General features: G+C 40.7%; 12 protein-coding genes. 6 read left to right on the plus strand and 6 right to left on the minus strand.

What is annotated here, in order from left to right:
* Nucleotides 1–4: 4 nt before the first annotated feature.
* Nucleotides 5–958, minus strand: a complete 954-nt coding sequence (locus A3774_RS14935) for a sulfotransferase family protein (protein WP_067869426.1) — start codon at nt 956–958, stop codon at nt 5–7.
* Nucleotides 959–1,065: 107 nt separating this feature from the next.
* Here A3774_RS14935 and A3774_RS14940 point away from each other — a divergent pair, with 107 nt between their 5' ends.
* Nucleotides 1,066–2,094 (plus strand): acyltransferase family protein, encoded by a 1,029-nt coding sequence (locus A3774_RS14940; protein WP_067869430.1) that lies wholly within the window; start codon nt 1,066–1,068, stop codon nt 2,092–2,094.
* On the opposite strand, the gene A3774_RS14945 is transcribed toward A3774_RS14940, so the two are convergent.
* The 5 genes from A3774_RS14945 to A3774_RS14965 form a co-directional block, all read right to left on the minus strand.
* Nucleotides 2,078–3,361: an HlyD family type I secretion periplasmic adaptor subunit gene (locus A3774_RS14945; RefSeq protein ID WP_067869433.1), complete on the minus strand. Its 1,284-nt coding sequence runs from the start codon at nt 3,359–3,361 to the stop codon at nt 2,078–2,080. The two genes, A3774_RS14940 and A3774_RS14945, sit on opposite strands and share 17 nt — an antisense overlap.
* A complete protein-coding gene (locus tag A3774_RS14950) occupies nt 3,358–5,061 on the minus strand; it encodes an ATP-binding cassette domain-containing protein (protein WP_075107994.1) in 1,704 nt (567 codons plus the stop codon). The genes A3774_RS14945 and A3774_RS14950 overlap by 4 nt, the downstream gene beginning before the upstream one ends.
* Nucleotides 5,062–5,178: 117 nt before the next feature.
* Nucleotides 5,179–6,012, minus strand: a complete 834-nt coding sequence (locus A3774_RS14955; RefSeq protein WP_067869441.1) for a calcium-binding protein — start codon at nt 6,010–6,012, stop codon at nt 5,179–5,181.
* A 629-nt stretch (nt 6,013–6,641) separates the two neighbouring features.
* On the minus strand, nt 6,642–7,439 hold the full coding sequence (gene cysQ, locus A3774_RS14960) for a 3'(2'),5'-bisphosphate nucleotidase CysQ (RefSeq protein WP_067869444.1): 798 nt from the start codon (nt 7,437–7,439) through the stop codon (nt 6,642–6,644).
* A 12-nt stretch (nt 7,440–7,451) separates the two neighbouring features.
* Nucleotides 7,452–9,218, minus strand: coding sequence for an SLC13 family permease (locus A3774_RS14965; protein ID WP_067869447.1), 1,767 nt, complete (start codon nt 9,216–9,218; stop codon nt 7,452–7,454).
* 276 nt (nt 9,219–9,494) lie between these two features.
* Between A3774_RS14965 and cysD the strand changes: the two genes are divergently transcribed.
* The 5 genes from cysD to A3774_RS14990 all read left to right on the plus strand — a co-directional run bounded on the left by cysD (nt 9,495) and on the right by A3774_RS14990 (nt 16,814).
* Nucleotides 9,495–11,069 (plus strand): sulfate adenylyltransferase subunit CysD, encoded by a 1,575-nt coding sequence (gene cysD / locus A3774_RS17215; RefSeq protein WP_269454624.1) that lies wholly within the window; start codon nt 9,495–9,497, stop codon nt 11,067–11,069.
* Complete coding sequence (gene cysN / locus A3774_RS14975; RefSeq protein WP_067869450.1) at nt 11,069–12,973, plus strand: sulfate adenylyltransferase subunit CysN; 1,905 nt, start codon at nt 11,069–11,071, stop codon at nt 12,971–12,973. Before cysD ends, cysN begins: the two co-directional genes overlap by 1 nt.
* Nucleotides 12,974–13,121: 148 nt before the next feature.
* Nucleotides 13,122–14,141, plus strand: a complete 1,020-nt coding sequence (galE, locus tag A3774_RS14980) for a UDP-glucose 4-epimerase GalE (RefSeq protein WP_067869453.1) — start codon at nt 13,122–13,124, stop codon at nt 14,139–14,141.
* A gap of 73 nt (nt 14,142–14,214) precedes the next feature.
* On the plus strand, nt 14,215–15,351 hold the full coding sequence (locus A3774_RS14985; protein WP_067869456.1) for a glycosyltransferase family 4 protein: 1,137 nt from the start codon (nt 14,215–14,217) through the stop codon (nt 15,349–15,351).
* A 59-nt stretch (nt 15,352–15,410) separates the two neighbouring features.
* Nucleotides 15,411–16,814: a mannose-1-phosphate guanylyltransferase/mannose-6-phosphate isomerase gene (locus tag A3774_RS14990; protein WP_067869459.1), complete on the plus strand. Its 1,404-nt coding sequence runs from the start codon at nt 15,411–15,413 to the stop codon at nt 16,812–16,814.
* Nucleotides 16,815–17,015: the final 201 nt, after the last annotated feature.

The following is a 17,015-nucleotide window of genomic DNA, read 5'->3' on the forward strand; positions in this document are numbered from 1 at the left end:
TTACTCAATTCTTTCTTGAATAAAGATGTTTTTTTACTTTATACCAGATATAAAAAGATGGATTCCAAAACAAATCAAGCATTGTGTTTACTAGGGCTAATCTTTTAGTATTTAGAATTTCGTAGCCTAATGCTTTATGGCTTTCTCCAGCTATCCAGTTATATCTTGAGTGCTTGAAATTAGACCATTTTTCCCAGCGGCTGTTAGGTTGAAATGAATCTGTCTTTTTTGTAGGGTTCCAGTGAAGCTCTCCTTTTTTTGCTAGATCGGATGAGCCAATGATCGGTGCATTATCTATTGCGGAATAATTATAGCTTTTCTCATCTAAGTCCAAAAAATTAATTATTCTTCTTAATTCTTTTTCTGTTTCTTTGTGTAAGTTTTCATATTTTACAATAAGTAATTTTTTTGTTTTTAGGTCTGAATTTATTATATTGATTGTTTTCTCTGCGTATAAATTCCATTCTTTCATCGCTATTGTTTGAGGTTTATTGAAGGATTTAGATGCAGATTCTGTTACTGACCTTCCGTCTCTAGTAATAACAATTAAATATTCGTTAGGGAAGTATTCGAAAAAAGAGTCAATACTTTCTGTACTGGGGGTTTTTGTAATAAGAACGTGGTCCGAATTGATCCCTTTTTTCTGTGCTTCGGGTGTTTTTAATTGAGAGCGAAGGAAACGAATTAGGCCTGTCCCTAGTGCTTTTTTCATTGATTTTTGAGTATGTAGTTGCTCTTCTACTTTCCAGTTTGGGTTCCAGCGATTACTGGTATAATGTACATAATTATCGAGTTGATCTATGTGCTCTAGGAGAAAGTCTTCCCATATAGGGCCAGGGCTGAAACAGTCTTCATGAATGCAAAGCATATTCTTTAAAAAGTTTGTGCCGCTCCGCTTTGCAGTACCTAAAATAAAAACATTCTTTCTTTCTGGTATGTGTGTTTGAGATGTATTCATTTTATTGTACTCTAAGCTGGACTAGATTTATGATTCTAGCAATTTATGATTTTTTTTTAAATATAATAAGTTATTTTCTGAAATTAATTGTTATGTAAGGTTTTTGTATGCGTGTTGATAGCTTGCAACTAATTAGAGCCGTTGCCGCACTGGGCGTGGTTATTTTTCATGCTCATGCTTATTTTATTACTATTAAATTATTTCCTGATGAGCCTATTTCTAATTTTTTTAATATGGGGTTTGCCGGGGTAGAGCTTTTCTTCGTTTTAAGTGGTTTTATTATGGTTTTTATCCATTGGAAAGATATGGGTAGGCGAGATAAATTTTTGATATTTTTCTTAAAAAGAATCACTAGAATTATTCCATTGTATTGGTTTTTCCTTGTCTTCTTAATGGCTATCTATTTTTCTATTCCGCAACTATCCCCTGAAAATCTCCAAAATATCGTCTATGTGCTGAAATCATTCTTTTTGATTCCAAGTGATGAAGGGTTTATTTTAGAGGTTGCTTGGACACTCACTTATGAATTTGTTTTTTATGCTTTTTTTTCCTTTTTAATTATTCATAAGCTGTGGGGAGTTGCGTTTTTTTTGGGATGGCAACTTGCTGTGTTTATAAATATTTTTTTGGGGTTTAGCGAGCTGTTAGTTTTTTCAGCATATAACCTGCTATTTTTCTTTGGAGGGCTTTCTGCTCTTTCCTACAGGTATGTCTCCTGCTTTGTGTCGGTAGTTTTTTTGTTGGCAGGAGGAATCGGTTTTAGCGTTGTCGGATACCTTGGTGTAGAGGGATATTGGGAAGGAATTACTGATTACCGAACGCTAGCATATGGTATTTTTGCTGCTTTACTAATGTTGGGTATTGTTAGATTGGAAGATCTTGGTAAGCTACATATACATACTATATTCAAAGTGTTGGGCGATGCTTCATTCTCAATTTATTTGTCCCACGGCCTCTCGTTGTCTGTCGCCTCTTTTATTTTTTCTTATTTAGGATTGCTGGCTGTTTTACCTAAAGGCGTTATCTTCTTGTTATTAGTATCGAGCGGCGTGATCGGCGGGCTCTTTCTTTACTATATTGTAGAAAGGCGATTGATGCATTGGTCGAAGCATTTTATTGCTAGTCGCTATCCCTAAAGGCTTTGTTCATAGAGCTATAAATTGGGCTTAAAAGGTAATCTAATACGGTTCGTTCACCTAGTAGTATAATGACCTCTGCTGGCATACCTGGGTAGAGTTCTATTTCGGTATTCTGGCTGATTGAGCTTTCATCTAGATCTACTTTAATAGAATAAGCAGGTGTCTGATTATCAGTGTCATTTACTCTATCGGCTGATATATTAGTAATAATTCCATGGACTGGTAAGGTTCTTCTGCGGTTATAGGCGGTGAGAGTGACCTCTACACCAAGCCCTTCCCGTACGACGTCAATATCTTCTGTTTTTAGAAGCGCTTCAACTATTAATTTATCATTAATAGGTACGATCTCCATCAGTACTTCGCCAGGAGATATAACGCCGGAGATAGTATGGACACCAAGGCCAACAACTTTACCATTTATTGGGCTATATATAGAGGTGCGCTTTAATGTGTCGTTAGCCTCTTTTAGTTGTTCATTTAGCTCAATCGAGAGTGCTTTAACTTTATCTAGTTCTCTGTTTTTTTCGTGTATATAGGAGAGCTGTATGTTGTGGTATTCTTGTTTCGCTTCGGTTATTTCTAAGTCAAATTTACTGATTTTAGCGTTGTAATCACTGAGTCTTCTTTCAATCTCAAGCTTATCTTTCTGTAATTCCAAGTGTTGATTTTTAGAAGCAAAGCCTTTAGCTAAGAGCTTTGTGGACATAGCTAGTTGTTTATCTATTACGGCGATGGATTTTCGGTCGAGTGCGCTGGTTGATATATAGGCATTTTTTGCTTCTTTGATTTGTTGTTGCTTAGTCAAGGATCTTTCTAGTTCGCCTTTAATTACTTTTTTCTGGTTATCGAACAGTAATATTTGGTTATTTTTTGCTTGTAGATAGATCTCGTCATCATTATTGTTAATTGCTTCGGAAAAATGGATAGCAGCTTGGTTATTTATTTCTGCGTTAAGTCGGTCTAGGGTGGCTATAGTGTTTACATATTGTGACTTGAGCTGAAGGTAGCGTGTATAAGGCTTAGTTTTCTTTAGCTCTATTAGCAGCTGATTCTCTTTTACTTCCTGGCCTTCCGTTACATGTATCTTTTCGATCAATCCGCCTTCGAGGTGTTGAACTTTTTTTCTATAGCCTTCTACCGTGATGATACCTGGAGCAATTGCCGCACTTTGAAGAGGGGCTGTGCAGAGCCATAGGATGGTGCCGCCAAAGCCAATGACCAGAATCGTTAAGCCAATTTTTATCCAGTGGTTATTCTGAGTCATGCTGTTCCTTGTGGAGCTTTTTCGATTTTATTTTTCTTAGCTTTGTCTTGTAGTTGTTTAGGATCGTGTTGTTGGATAATACGGCCTTTTTCCATCACGATTAGCTTGTTGGGGATATTGAGTAATTCAGAGCGATTGGTTGTGAAAACGGTAGTTAGCCCTGAATCTTTCCGTTCTTGTAATAGCAAGGCTAGTTTTTTGAGGCCATTTGGGTCGAGAAAACTGTCCACCTCATCTAAGAATAAAAGAGCTGGTTTATTGTATATAGCTCTGGCTAAAAGCAGGCGTTGGATTTCGCTTTGACTCGGTTGTAGGCCTTTGTGTATATCGGTGTCGTAACCCATTGGCCAACCTAATATAGTAGAGTGCATATCTACACATTCGCAGGCCTCGATGATGCTGCTATCTTTACTGTCTTTTTGAAACCGGGAGACATTCTCTTTTACAGTGCCTGGATAAAAATGGGCATTCGAGTCGTAGTATCCAGTACTTAATCCTAATGCTTCTGTGTCCCATTGCGAATGGGTGGCGCCGTCTATTCTAACGGTACCTAAATTAGGTGTTTTTAATCCGCATAACAGCTGTAATAGTGTTGTTTTTCCGCTACCGGAGCTTCCTATGATAGCTATGCTGGAACCTTCGGTAATATTTAAATTGATTCCCGAAAGAAATGGCTTTTGGCTATTTGGGTATAAATACATGAGACCGGTAGCGGAGATATTTCCTTTAGGTGTAGGCAGTTTGGTAGATGGCGCAAGGTGCGCTATAAGCTGTTTGCTCTCAGTATTTAGCTGTTTCCATGCTTTAATCGCTTTGAGCCATCCACTAAAATTGAGGACTAGGCTTTCATAAGGAGCAAGGGCTCGTCCTGATATCATGCTGGCTGCGATCATAGCACCGGCTGTTAATTCGCTTTTAAGTACAAGTGATGCCCCTATTCCAATGATAGCAATTTGGGCGACCAGCTTAGTGCCTTTTGTGAACGCTGAAATATTGGTGTATTTTTCATTTTTTTCATACTGCTTCTCAGTATGTACAGCGTTTACTGTATGAAGTTTATCTGTGATTGTTTTTTCCATCCCCAATGTTGTTATAGCGGGAGCTTGATTTAAAATATTTAAATCGGGGGCTGGTGGTTGCGTTGTGTCTTTGCTTTTGTGGTAGTGGATAGCGCCAATTATAATTAGGCTGGATATAGCACAGAGGCTAATGATGCCATAAATGGGGTGTAATAATGTCAGTATGATTACAAATAAGGGTGTCCAAGGTATATCTAATGCGGTAATTAAATTGGAACTTAGTGCGCTTTTAATATTTGTGACCAATTGAATCAGGTGGCTATCTCTAGTAGAGACCTCTTTGCTGAGGGAGATGCTGTTATAAATTATAGATTTTGATATTTTGTCTTGCCATAAATTGGCGCTATTTGAGATAAGCCTTGCTCTAGCCCAGTCAAGGGTTAGATATAGAAAGATCATCCAAAAAATAAGTACTGTTAATAGTACAAGTGTGTCTAAACTTTGAGATGAAAGGACTCTATCAAAAACTTGCAATGAGTATATGGGAACCGCTAAGAGGAATAGATTAATAAATAGTGAAAAGATAAACGCCCAGATCACTGATTTTTTTAATTGTGCGTTGGCAGAGGAGATTAGATCAGAAAGGTTTAAGTTGCTTTTTTCTTGTGCATCTTTTTTCATTATAAGATTCTTAACCTTCTTCATTATAGGGAATATTATAATTTATAGGTGCATAAAAGAATATAAAACCCTTAGGGTTTGAGCCCTAAGGGTTTATTTATTGATAGGTTTATAAAATTAAACTACATCAATAGCAGTGTCTAAATCTTCGCCACTATTGCTATCAAATATTTCATCTAGGCCAAGATCTGTGATGATCTCTACAGAATCACCATTAGCTTTAGTAAATGTGTAAGCATAAAGGTCAACCGCTTGAGTAATACCTAGCATTTCTAGGTATTCAGCTTCTTCTGTAGCATCTAGATCTACAGTTGTTGTAGTGATTTCGCCGCTATCACGCCATTGAGCATTAGCTTCAAGAATAAGGGAGTCTATGCCTACAGCAATAAATGTATTGTCAGTATCCGGTGTTTCGGAATCGTCATCATCTTGTGATTGCGCAAGGATATTGCCTAGGTTAAGTGTTGCATTAACCTCATCTCCACGGCCTTGGCCATCACCTACAATTGCTTCTATACCGCGAATGCTACCGTCGGTGAAGTCTACATCTACAATATCATCACCATCAGTATCTTTAACGGTTAGAGTGTCGAAGCCTCTGCCGCCACCGATGAAAACATCATCTTCATCCGCAAGGAATGTATCATTACCTTTGCCGCCAACTAAAGTATCAGCGCCTTGACCGCCGGTAATGCTATCATCACCAGCGCCACCTAGGACTGTATCATCATTATACCGGCCGTTAAGGTCATCATCACCTGCGCCACCTAAAACCGTATCTGCGCCACCGCCGCCTTCAATAGTGTCGTTACCAGCGCCGCCAGCAATCATATCGTCGCCATTGCCACCATGAATATAGTCATCGCCAGCCAAACCGGCAACTGCTTCATCAATGGTTGTGCTTGTGTAAGTGTCGTTACCTGACGTAAGTACTGTTTGCGTTGTAGTCATGATTTCATCCTAAAATAATTTAATAAGTTATAGCTAAGCTTTAACTGATTACTACAAGTTTGCTGTTTAATACTTTGAAAATTAAGTATTAAGTTTGACATCCTTTTATTCGGTCTCATCGCTTAACTTCAGTAAGCCCTATTATATAGATAAAATTTTATCTATCTATCTTTTTGTGTGATTTTTATTCAATTAAATTGAGTTATTTTTTATTTTTATTTAAACGGTCGTTTGTTTTTATTTTTTATTTTTTTGAATAAATATTTGTTTAGCTAAGGTTAAGGTTTGTTTTTAAATGGTTTTTTTCTTGGGATGTTTTTTCTTATTTCGCAAAATATTCCTTTTGTTTTATGAGGTTTTTATTTAGATGAACCTTCATTTAAAGTTCATGTTTTTAGTTGTGTACGTGATTTGTTTATATGAAATGTATAAGGGGTTGGTTTGGAGAATATGCTTATAGGTGAGTTGTATGTGGGGGCTAGCCTTTATGCCCAGAACGGGTACTTGGTCGAAAGCGTTGAGGTTTGAATTAGGTTTGGTGCGTAATCCTTCGCTCTGGCACCCGTCCCGAGCATAAAGGTGAGCTCCTACAGGTGTGTGTAGGAGGTCAGCCTTTGTTTAGTGGTCGCTTAGGCCCAGAATTTACTGACTGCTGGGCAGGCAATGAAGTGCGGGTTTAGCAGTGTGTCTTTGCGACTGTTGTAGATGAGTGGTTTCATATCTTCTGCGCTAAGGACTTGCCCGCCAGCGGCTAGAACAACTGCATGGGCGGCAGCTGTATCCCACTCGCTGGTTAAACCAAGACGCGGATATAGATCAGCTTTGCCTTCTGCGACTAAGCATAGTTTAAGGGAGCTGCCCATTGCGATGATATCTGCTTCGGGTAGTTTTTCCATAAACTGTTTAAACTCTTCGGATTGGTGTGAACGACTACCAACAACTTTCCAGCCGGTGTTAACGGTTGGAACTTCAGCAACGCTGATTGGTGTTGGGGTTTGGTTGCCTTCTTGTTTGAATGCGCCTTCGCCTTTTGCGCCCCAGTAAAGTACATCTATGGCAGGGGCGTAAACAACACCGAAAACGGGTTCGCCATTTTCGATTAGGGCCACGTTGATGGTGAATTCACCGTTTTTCTTAATGAACTCTTTAGTGCCATCTAAAGGATCGATAAGCCAGTAAGTTGTCCAACTGAAGCGATTCTGCTTTTCTTCCTCGTTTGATTCTTCAGATAAGACGGGAATATTCGGTGTTAAGGCGTTTAGGCCTTTAACAAGGAGGGTGTGGGCCGCTAAGTCTGCTTCAGTTAATGGGCTGCTATCGGATTTATCGTATATAGCAAAATCTTTATCGTAAATTTCCATTACCGCTTGGCCCGCTTTACGGGATAATTCGTTGATCGGTTGGGAATAAGTCTCTAGGTTGTTCATAGCTCTTCCTTGTTAAAAATGCCAAATAAGAGGGATTAAGCTGATCGAGCAGGCGGCAGTAATTAGGCTCATAGGCAGCCCAATCTTCATATAGTCTCGACTGTGGTACCCGCCGGGGCCCATCACCATTAAATTAGTTTGGTAGCCTAAGGGGGTAATAAAACTGGCGGATGCTGCAAACATTACGGCAATGACAAAAGGTAGGTAGTTGACGTCCATTTTATCGGCAACCGCGATAGCAATAGGGAACATTAAAATTGCTGCTGCATTATTAGTGATCATTTCTGTGAATGCGACAGTCAGTAGGTAAACAATAGCGAGCATGATCCAAGGGGATTGGTTTGCGCTTAAAAATAACTGGTTGGCAATAGCCTCGGCCGCTCCGGTTTTGGTCATGGCTGTACCTAATGAGAAAGAAGCGGCGATGACTGTTATAACTGTGAGGTCTACATTACGGCGCGCTTTGGCAACAGAAATGCAACGTGTCGCTAACATTGCGCCTGCAGCTAGCAGTGCTGATTCCAGTATGGTTAATAAGCTGGTAGCGCTGAGCATTATCATCGCAAATAGAATCATTAATGCGGTAGGTGCTTTGTCGAATGCGGGTGGTGTTGAATCATTAATTGCGCTGACCAGTAAAAAGTCGCGTCTAGATCTATATTGGCCTACAAAGTCTTGGCTTGTTTCGAGCAGGAGAGTGTCACCCACTTGTAAACGGATATCACCAATTTTACCCACAATACGTTGCCCGTTTCGAGAGACTGAGATGATCGCTGCTTGGAAGCGGGTTCTGAAGCGGGAGTTCTTTATTGATTGATCAAGTCCTGTAAATTCTGGGCCAATTACGGCTTCGACTAAGCAGCGTTCGTGGTGAGTTATTTGTAGTTTTTCTATATCTTTGCTGGCGGGCGTTAGGCCGCGGATCAGTCTAATTTCTCGTGCGCATTCTGGCGAGCCAACAAAGATAAGTCTGTCGTTAGCAACCAGTTCCCTGTCGGGTGATGCTGCGGTGATCATGCGTGATTGGCGATGAATCTCAATTAAATAGCCGTGGCTCAGATTACGTAGGCCTGCTTCTTCTATTGTTTTTCCGACTAAAGGGCCATTTTCATCAACAATGACATCAACGCTGTACTCGCGTGCTAAATCAAGCTGCTCTACCGCCCCTTGGCGGTTAGGGAGGAGCTTGTCGCCAAAGAAGTAGAGAAACATACCGCCAATAATAACTAAAGGTAGACCTAGCCAAATCAAAGAGAACATGCTCAGCGACAGGCCTTGTGTTGATTGTAGTAGACCGTCGACTACAAGGTTGGTGCTGGTGCCTATTAAGGTGCAGGTGCCGCCGAGAATTGCTGCATAGCTTAGGGGTAGTAGTAGTTTAGAGGCCGGAATTTTTGTCCGTTTAGACCACTCTTGAATGGAGGGGATAAACATCGCAACAACAGCTGTGTTGTTCATAAAAGCACTAAGGAAGGATGAAGGCAAAAATACTTTAAAGGTGGCTTGCTGTGTTGTTTTGGGGTTGCCTAATAGTTGCCCTGCTATCCACTGAATCGCTCCAGTTTCTTTTAGTCCTGCGGAAACTACGTAAAGGGTGGCGATTGTCATTACGCCGGGGTTGGCAAATCCGTATAGCCCTTCTGATGGTGTCAGAATTCCTGAGATTACTAAAAACCCCAATGCCCCCATCAATATGACATCGGAAGCAATTTTTGTCGTTAGTAGTGTTAGGAGTACGGAAACGACGGTGGCAATGGTGAGATAGGCTTCATAATCCATTATGTACAGCTCAAATTATCCTACTGCGGATGTTAAAAAATAAATCAAGACAAATATTATTTAATAGTGTCTTGATAGCGTAACCTTTAAACCGTAGTATTACAACTGATTAAATGTTGAACTGATGTTATGACCAATCAAAAATCTAAACAGGGCACTGCTGATCAGCTTCGAACGAAGGCGGTTGTTATGCGACTGCATAAAAAAACGTTGGAGCAGATTCGTGAAGTCACTGGGTTGAGTCATCCTACTATTATTTCGGCTTATAAAAAGTTCATGAAAGGTGGTTGGAAGGCGTTAGTTTCTAAAAGCAGTGGCCGCCCTGCAGGGGCTAAAGGGTTAAAGCTACACAGTGCGGAAGAGGCGTTTACTCGGTTACTAAGTATAGAGTCGCCCTGTGAATTGTTTGAAGATGGTGTGTTTTGGACTCCTGAGCATGTGCAGCGCTGGTTGGAGGTTGAGTTAGGTGAAGTGCTCTCGATTAAATCTGTGCAGCGCTATTTACAAGAATTAGGCTTGATTGATTCAGAAAAGTTTGAGGTGGCACGAGAAGAGGTGCTTAGTCAGTCGAAGCTGTCTAAATTACCTACAATTTATGTTTCAGGCTTAAGAGATATATCCTTTGCAGGGCAACGGTTTTATCAGTTCTATTTGACGGATTTGAGGAATAGCTCTCGTTGGATTCATTATAAAGAAAAGCCAACAATTTTAGAGCTGCTTAAATTTCTGGATTTGGTAATTGAAACAAGTTCGAACCCCGTGGTTTTGATATCACGTTATCCGCTGGTGGAACGATATTCAGAGTTTCAAAATTGGTGTGCTTTGCATGCTAAAAAGATTGAATTTATCGCTTATGAACAGGTGGTTCATCAGGCGAAAGGTAAAGATTTACAAATTACTACTGAGCAGAAGACTTCGTCTTCAAATAGGAAGGTATCTTCGGGAGATAATATGCCATTAACACATTTACAACGTCTGGAAGCGGAAAGTATCCAGATAATGAGGGAGGTTGTCGCAGAGACTGAAAATCCTGTGATGTTGTATTCCATCGGGAAGGATAGTGCGGTAATGCTGCATATTGCAATGAAGGCATTTTACCCTTCGTTACCCCCTTTTCCTCTACTGCATGTTGATACGCGGTGGAAGTTTCAAGAGATGTACGCTTTTAGGGATAAAATGGTTGAAGATCTAGGTCTTAAACTTATTACCCATATTAACCCTGAAGGAATTGAAAAGGGTATTAACCCTTTTACTCATGGTTCTGCTATTCATACAGATATCATGAAAACGGAAGGCTTAAAGCAGGCATTGAATGAATATGGTTTTGATGCTGCTTTTGGTGGTGCCCGCCGAGATGAAGAAAAATCGCGCGCTAAAGAGCGTATTTTCTCTTTCCGTAGTGCTGATCATCGCTGGGACCCTAAAAATCAGCGCCCAGAGCTTTGGAAGCAGTATAACGCTAGGAAGCATAAGGGTGAGTCGATCCGTGTCTTTCCGATCTCTAACTGGACCGAGCTAGATATTTGGCAGTATATCCATTTGGAGGGCATTCCTATTGTGCCGCTTTATTACTCCGCAGAGCGTCCTGTCGTTGAGCGTGATGGTTCTTTGATTATGGTTGATGATGATCGTATGCCTTTGAAAGAGGGTGAGATTCCAATGATGAAGCATGTTCGTTTTAGAACCTTAGGTTGTTATCCATTGACAGGTGCTGTGGAATCTAAGGCGACAACCTTGCCTGATATTATTCAGGAAATGCTTCTGACTAAAACGTCGGAGCGACAAGGCCGTGTAATCGATCACGATTCAGCCGCATCTATGGAGAAGAAGAAGCAGGAGGGGTACTTCTAATGGCTCATGTATCTGATTTAATTGAAAGTGATATCGCTCAGTATCTTAAAGACCATGAGCATAAAAGTTTATTACGTTTCATTACTTGCGGTAGCGTTGATGATGGCAAAAGTACGCTGATTGGACGTTTGTTGTTCGAATCAAAAATGCTCTTTGAAGATCAGTTAGCTGCTGTAGAGTCTGATTCTAAGAAGTTTGGTACTCAAGGTGAATCGATAGATTTTGCGTTGCTGGTGGATGGTTTAGCTGCTGAACGTGAGCAAGGTATTACCATTGATGTTGCTTATCGTTTCTTCTCGACTGACCGCCGTAAATTTATCGTCGCGGATACACCGGGTCATGAGCAGTACACTCGTAATATGGTGACGGGAGCGTCAACAGCAGATGTTGCTATTTTGATGGTTGATGCGCGTAAAGGTATTTTGACGCAAACCCGTCGCCATAGCTTTTTGGTCTCTTTGATTGGTATTCGCCATATTGTTGTAGCCATCAATAAGATGGATTTGGTTGATTACTCTGAAGGTGTTTTTAATAACATCGTTGAAGAGTATCAGGCATTTGCCGCTGAAGTGGGGATCGAAAAAATAACCTTTATCCCTATGTCTGCTTTTAAAGGCGACAACGTCACTGAGTGCAGTGAAAGAATGCCATGGTATCGCGGCACTACGCTGATGGGCTATCTTGAAACCGTTGAGGTAGATGATGAGCGAGTGCAACGTTTGCCGTTCCGTATGGCTGTGCAGTGGGTCAATCGTCCAAACTTAGATTTTCGTGGATTCTCTGGTCTATTGGCTGGAGGTAAGATCCATCCTGGTGATAAAGTGCGAGTTTTACCTTCAGGTAAAGAAAGCACCGTTGCGCGTATAGTTACTATGGACGGTGATTTAGATGAGGCAGTGGCTGGTCAGTCGGTTACGTTGACGCTGGCTGATGAGATTGATGTGTCCCGTGGCGATCTGTTAGTTGAATCTGCTCAGCCTGCATCGGTTGCGAAACAGTTTGAAACGACTGTTGTGTGGATGCATGAAGAGTCGCTTTTACCGGGCCGTACTTATCTTATGAAAGTGGGTACACAGACGGTTTCTGCAACAATTACTGATATTAAATATCAAGTAAATGTGAATACGCTTGAGCATACAGCGGCTAAAAGTTTAGAGCTTAATGGTATTGGTATCTGCTCGTTGAGTCTTGACCGCGATATTGCTTTTGATCCTTATAAAGAGAATCAGGACACAGGTAATTTCATTTTAATCGACAGGCTAACAAATAGTACTGTGGGTGCCGGCATGATCAACTTTGCGCTACGTCGTAGCCACAATATTACTATCCAGCATGTGGATGTTAATAAAGAGGGTCGTGGTAGTGCTAAGCATCAGAAGCCGTGTATTATTTGGTTAACTGGATTGTCAGGTGCCGGTAAGTCAACTATTGCAAACCTAGTTGAACAGAAACTGTTTGCGATGGGGCGTCATACTTACCTACTAGATGGTGATAATGTTCGTCATGGTTTAAACAAGGACTTGGGCTTTACTGATGGTGATCGTGTAGAAAATATTCGCCGCATTGCTGAGGTTGGAAAACTGATGCTGGATGCGGGTCTGATTGTTATCTCTGCGTTTATCTCGCCATTCCGTTCAGAGCGCCGTATGGCACGCGAGCTAGTGGAAGAGGGTGAATTTGTCGAAGTTTTTGTCAATACGCCCTTGGATGTTGCGGAAGATAGAGACGTGAAAGGTCTTTATAAGAAAGCTAGACGGGGTGAATTGAAGAACTTTACAGGTGTTGATTCACCTTATGAAGCACCAGAAAATCCAGAGTGTGACCTGCGCACAGCCGGTTATAGTGCTGATGAGTGTGCAGAGCAAGTTGTAGAGTACCTTCAGAAAAATGGCTACTTAGGTTAAGCCGCTTCGGATGTGTTTTGCCTCTCTCTTTAATGCGCGATGCTTATTGAGAGAGGTTTTAATGCTTGGTTTAAGGAAGGGGATTTTGATAATGCATTACAGTAAGGCGATGTTTTAGCCTTATTGGGTCGATTAAAGGGACGTTTAAGTGCTTTCTAAAACGATATTAGTGACAGGTGGAGCTGGTTATATAGGTTCTCATGCCACTGTCCAGCTTTTGTCAGTAGGTTCAAACGTTGTGGTTTTGGACAACCTTTGTAACAGTAGTGATGAAGTGTTTAATCGTATCGAAACTATCACAGGTGTGCGCCCTGAGTTTATTGAGGGTGATATTAGAGATAGATCTTGTCTAGATAGGATTTTCTCAGAGTATGCAATTAGTGCCGTTATTCACTTTGCTGGCTTGAAAGCTGTAGGTGAAAGCACTCAAATCCCATTGGATTATTACCAGAATAATGTTTGTGGCACCTTAGTTCTTTGTGAGGCAATGGCCGCCGCGGGTGTGAAACAGCTTGTTTTTAGCTCATCGGCTACGGTTTATGGTGAAGATGCGCCTATCCCTTATGTTGAAACTATGCCGAGAGGTAAGACATCCAATCCTTATGGTACGTCTAAGGCGATGGTTGAGCAGATGTTAACTGATCTGTGCAAGTCAGATGAGGAATGGTCTGTTGCTTTGCTACGTTACTTTAACCCTATAGGTGCTCATCCTTCTGGATTGATTGGTGAAGATCCTAAAGGTATTCCTAATAATCTAATGCCATTTATTAGTCAGGTTGCTGTTGGTAAGCGGAAAGAGCTTTCCATCTTTGGCAGTGACTATCCTACGAATGATGGAACCTGTGAAAGGGATTATCTGCATGTGATGGATCTTGCTGATGGGCATTTAGCTGCCTTGAGTTGCTTAGATTCAACGGGCGTGCATATTTTTAATCTAGGTACAGGTAAAGGTTTGTCTGTATTAGATATGGTTAATTCATTTGTGGATGTGACCGGTGTTGATATTCCTTATGTTTTTGCTGATAGGCGTGAAGGTGATTTACCTGCCTTTTGGGCGGATGCCAGTAAAGTAGAAAGCGAACTGGGTTGGAAGGCTGACCGTACATTAGATCAGATGATGGAAGATACCTGGCGTTGGCAGTCCAATAATCCGGATGGGTATTTGTAGCCTCATGATCGTATGAAATTTAGGTTTTGCGAAACATATTTTTCTTCATTAGTAAGCAATGAGATTTTATTGTATGTCTAAGAATATTATTTTTGTATCAGGGATTCAGGTTTACCCTCCGCAATCAGGAGGCCAGTTACGCAGTTATAATTTGTGTAAAGCTTTAGCTAAAAAAGGACATAATGTTTCTATATATTCTTTTACGGGAAGGAAAAAGGGTTACCTTCAAGGAGAAAAAAGTTTTGTAAATGATGTAGATGATGTACCTGAATATGTAAATATGAGCAGGATTTATGGTTTCTTACAGTTTTTTAGCTATAGATTAGGCCTTCCCCCTTTATGGTTGGCTTTTATTACTAGGTTTTATATTCCTAAGAAATTGAAAAATTTAATTAAGCAATCAGATATGCTGATTGTGGATTTTCCATATCTATCAAATGTTTTTAAAATAAGTAATGGAACCAATGTGTTAAATACACATAATGCAGAGTTTGAGCTTTTTTCATCTTCCTTTATTTCTAGTGTAGTTCGAAAATTAGAAATTAAAGCAATGAAGGCGGCCGATTTAACCGTGTTTTGTTGTCAGAACGATATGGATAAATTTTGTGGCTTTCCTGCTAAGGCTTGTATAGTCCCTAATGGTTTAGATTTGGGTTGTTTTGATCGTTCGGATATTGATTCTTTTGCTATTAGGGCTGAGTTAAATATTCCTAAACATAAAAAGATTGTTCTATTCACTGGAAGTAGTTATGCCCCAAATAAAATAGGGTTCGAGGATCTTTTAGGGTGGTGCAAGCTTAATACAAAGTTTATCCAAGATAATAACCTCGTTTTTTTGGTCGTGGGTTCTGTTAGCGAGCCCTATGAGTACTCAGATGTTTTTAAGGCATTGGGACGAGTGGATAGTGTTTATAAATATTTGCTTTCGGCAGATCTTGCGATTAACCCAGTTGCGTCTGGTAGTGGAGCAAACGTCAAGGTTGCTGAGTATATTGCTGCAAAGTTACCTGTAATATCTACAGAATTCGGGGTTAGAGGGTTTGAGCTAGATTCTGACAATTGTTTTATTTTTGATTTTTCTAATCTTAAAGAATGCTTGCAGTTGGTGTTGAATGAAAATGATCTGAAAGGACGCTCTTCTAGGGCTTATCAAGATAATCTGCAGAGTATCTGTATGTATTCGGGCGTTTGTAAAATCGATGATTTGTGATGCTTCTGACTTTTTGGAAGTTAGTCGTTTAATTTTTAATTTCATTATTTAGGTTGCATATGATTTTTCCTGTGATTCTTTCTGGTGGTTCTGGTACACGTTTGTGGCCTTTGTCTAGGACTCAATATCCTAAACAGTTTTTGCCGCTTAATAATGATATTTCAATGCTGCAAGAAACTGTTGCTCGGTTAGGTTCGGTTGAGCATGTAAACTTGATATGCAATGAAGAGCATCGATTTTTAGCGGCTGAGCAGATGCGAGTGATCAATCAATCGTGTTCGATATTTTTAGAGCCTGTAGGTCGAAATACAGCCCCAGCTATTGCGCTGGCTGCATTGGATGCGGTGAATAAAGGAAAAGGGTCAGAATGCTTGTTAATTCTGGCGGCGGATCATGTTATTGAGAATGAGGCTGCATTTCAAACAGCTATTCGAAAAGCTGAGCCACTAGCTAGCGCAGGGATGCTGGTGACTTTTGGCATAGTGCCTCAGCATCCAGAAACCGGTTATGGTTATATTCAGGCGAGTAGTGAGTATGAAACATCATCCGCTTTTAATATTAAGCAATTTGTAGAAAAGCCTGATCTAGGTACGGCTAAAAGCTATTTGGAGTCAGGTGATTTTTACTGGAATAGCGGCATGTTTATGTTTAGGGCGGATCGTTATATCGAAGAGTTAGGGAAATATCGCCCTGATATTTTACAAGCATGTGAAAAGGCGATCTCTACTACAGCGCAAGATATGGATTTTATTAGGGTGAATGCTGAGGCGTTTAGTTTATGTCCTGATGAATCAGTCGATTATGCTGTTATGGAGAAGACTGAATCGGCTGTTGTAATCCCCCTTGATGCAGGCTGGAGTGATGTCGGTAGTTGGTCAGCGTTGTGGGATCTTAAAGATAAAGATTCTGAAGGTAATATTAGTGAAGGTGATGTTATCGCTTTGGAGACTAAAGATTCTCTAATTATGTCTAAAGATCGTCTGGTAACTACATTGGGTGTAAGCGATCTTATTGTTATCGACACTCCTGATGCGTTGTTAGTTGCGGATAAAAAACGTATTCAAAATGTAAAGAAAATTGTTACTCAACTCAAAGATGCTGGTCGAAAGGAAGCGTTCCAGCATCGTGAAGTCTATCGCCCTTGGGGTAAGTATGATTCCATCGATATGGGCGCTCGATATCAGGTTAAGCGTATTACGGTTAAACCGGGGGCTAAGCTTTCATTGCAGAAGCATCATCATCGTGCAGAGCATTGGATTGTTGTTGAAGGGACCGCACGTGTCACTAAGGGAGATGAAGTCTTTTTGGTTACTGAAAACCAATCAACCTATATTCCTTTAGGTGAAGTACATTGTTTGGAAAATCCAGGGAAAGTTGATTTAGAATTAATAGAGATCCAATCGGGGTCTTATCTTGGGGAGGATGATATTGTCCGCCTTGAAGATCGCTACGGAAGGGTTTAGGCGGGGTTTATCGTGTCTTCATTCGTTCCGAGCATAAAGGTGGTACGTAGGTTGTAGGAGGCCAGTCTCTGGCCGAAGGGGTTGGGGTTTTGATCGGGTTGGGAGCGTAATTCATTCGCTCACGGGGTGAGCTCCTTGTATGTTTAACCTCAACGATTATTTATCATTGGTAATCGTTTCTGGGGAAGCCGCCCGCTCCTT

It is taken from the genome of Neptuniibacter marinus, assembly GCF_001597725.1.
Lineage (GTDB): Bacteria > Pseudomonadota > Gammaproteobacteria > Pseudomonadales > Balneatricaceae > Neptuniibacter > Neptuniibacter marinus.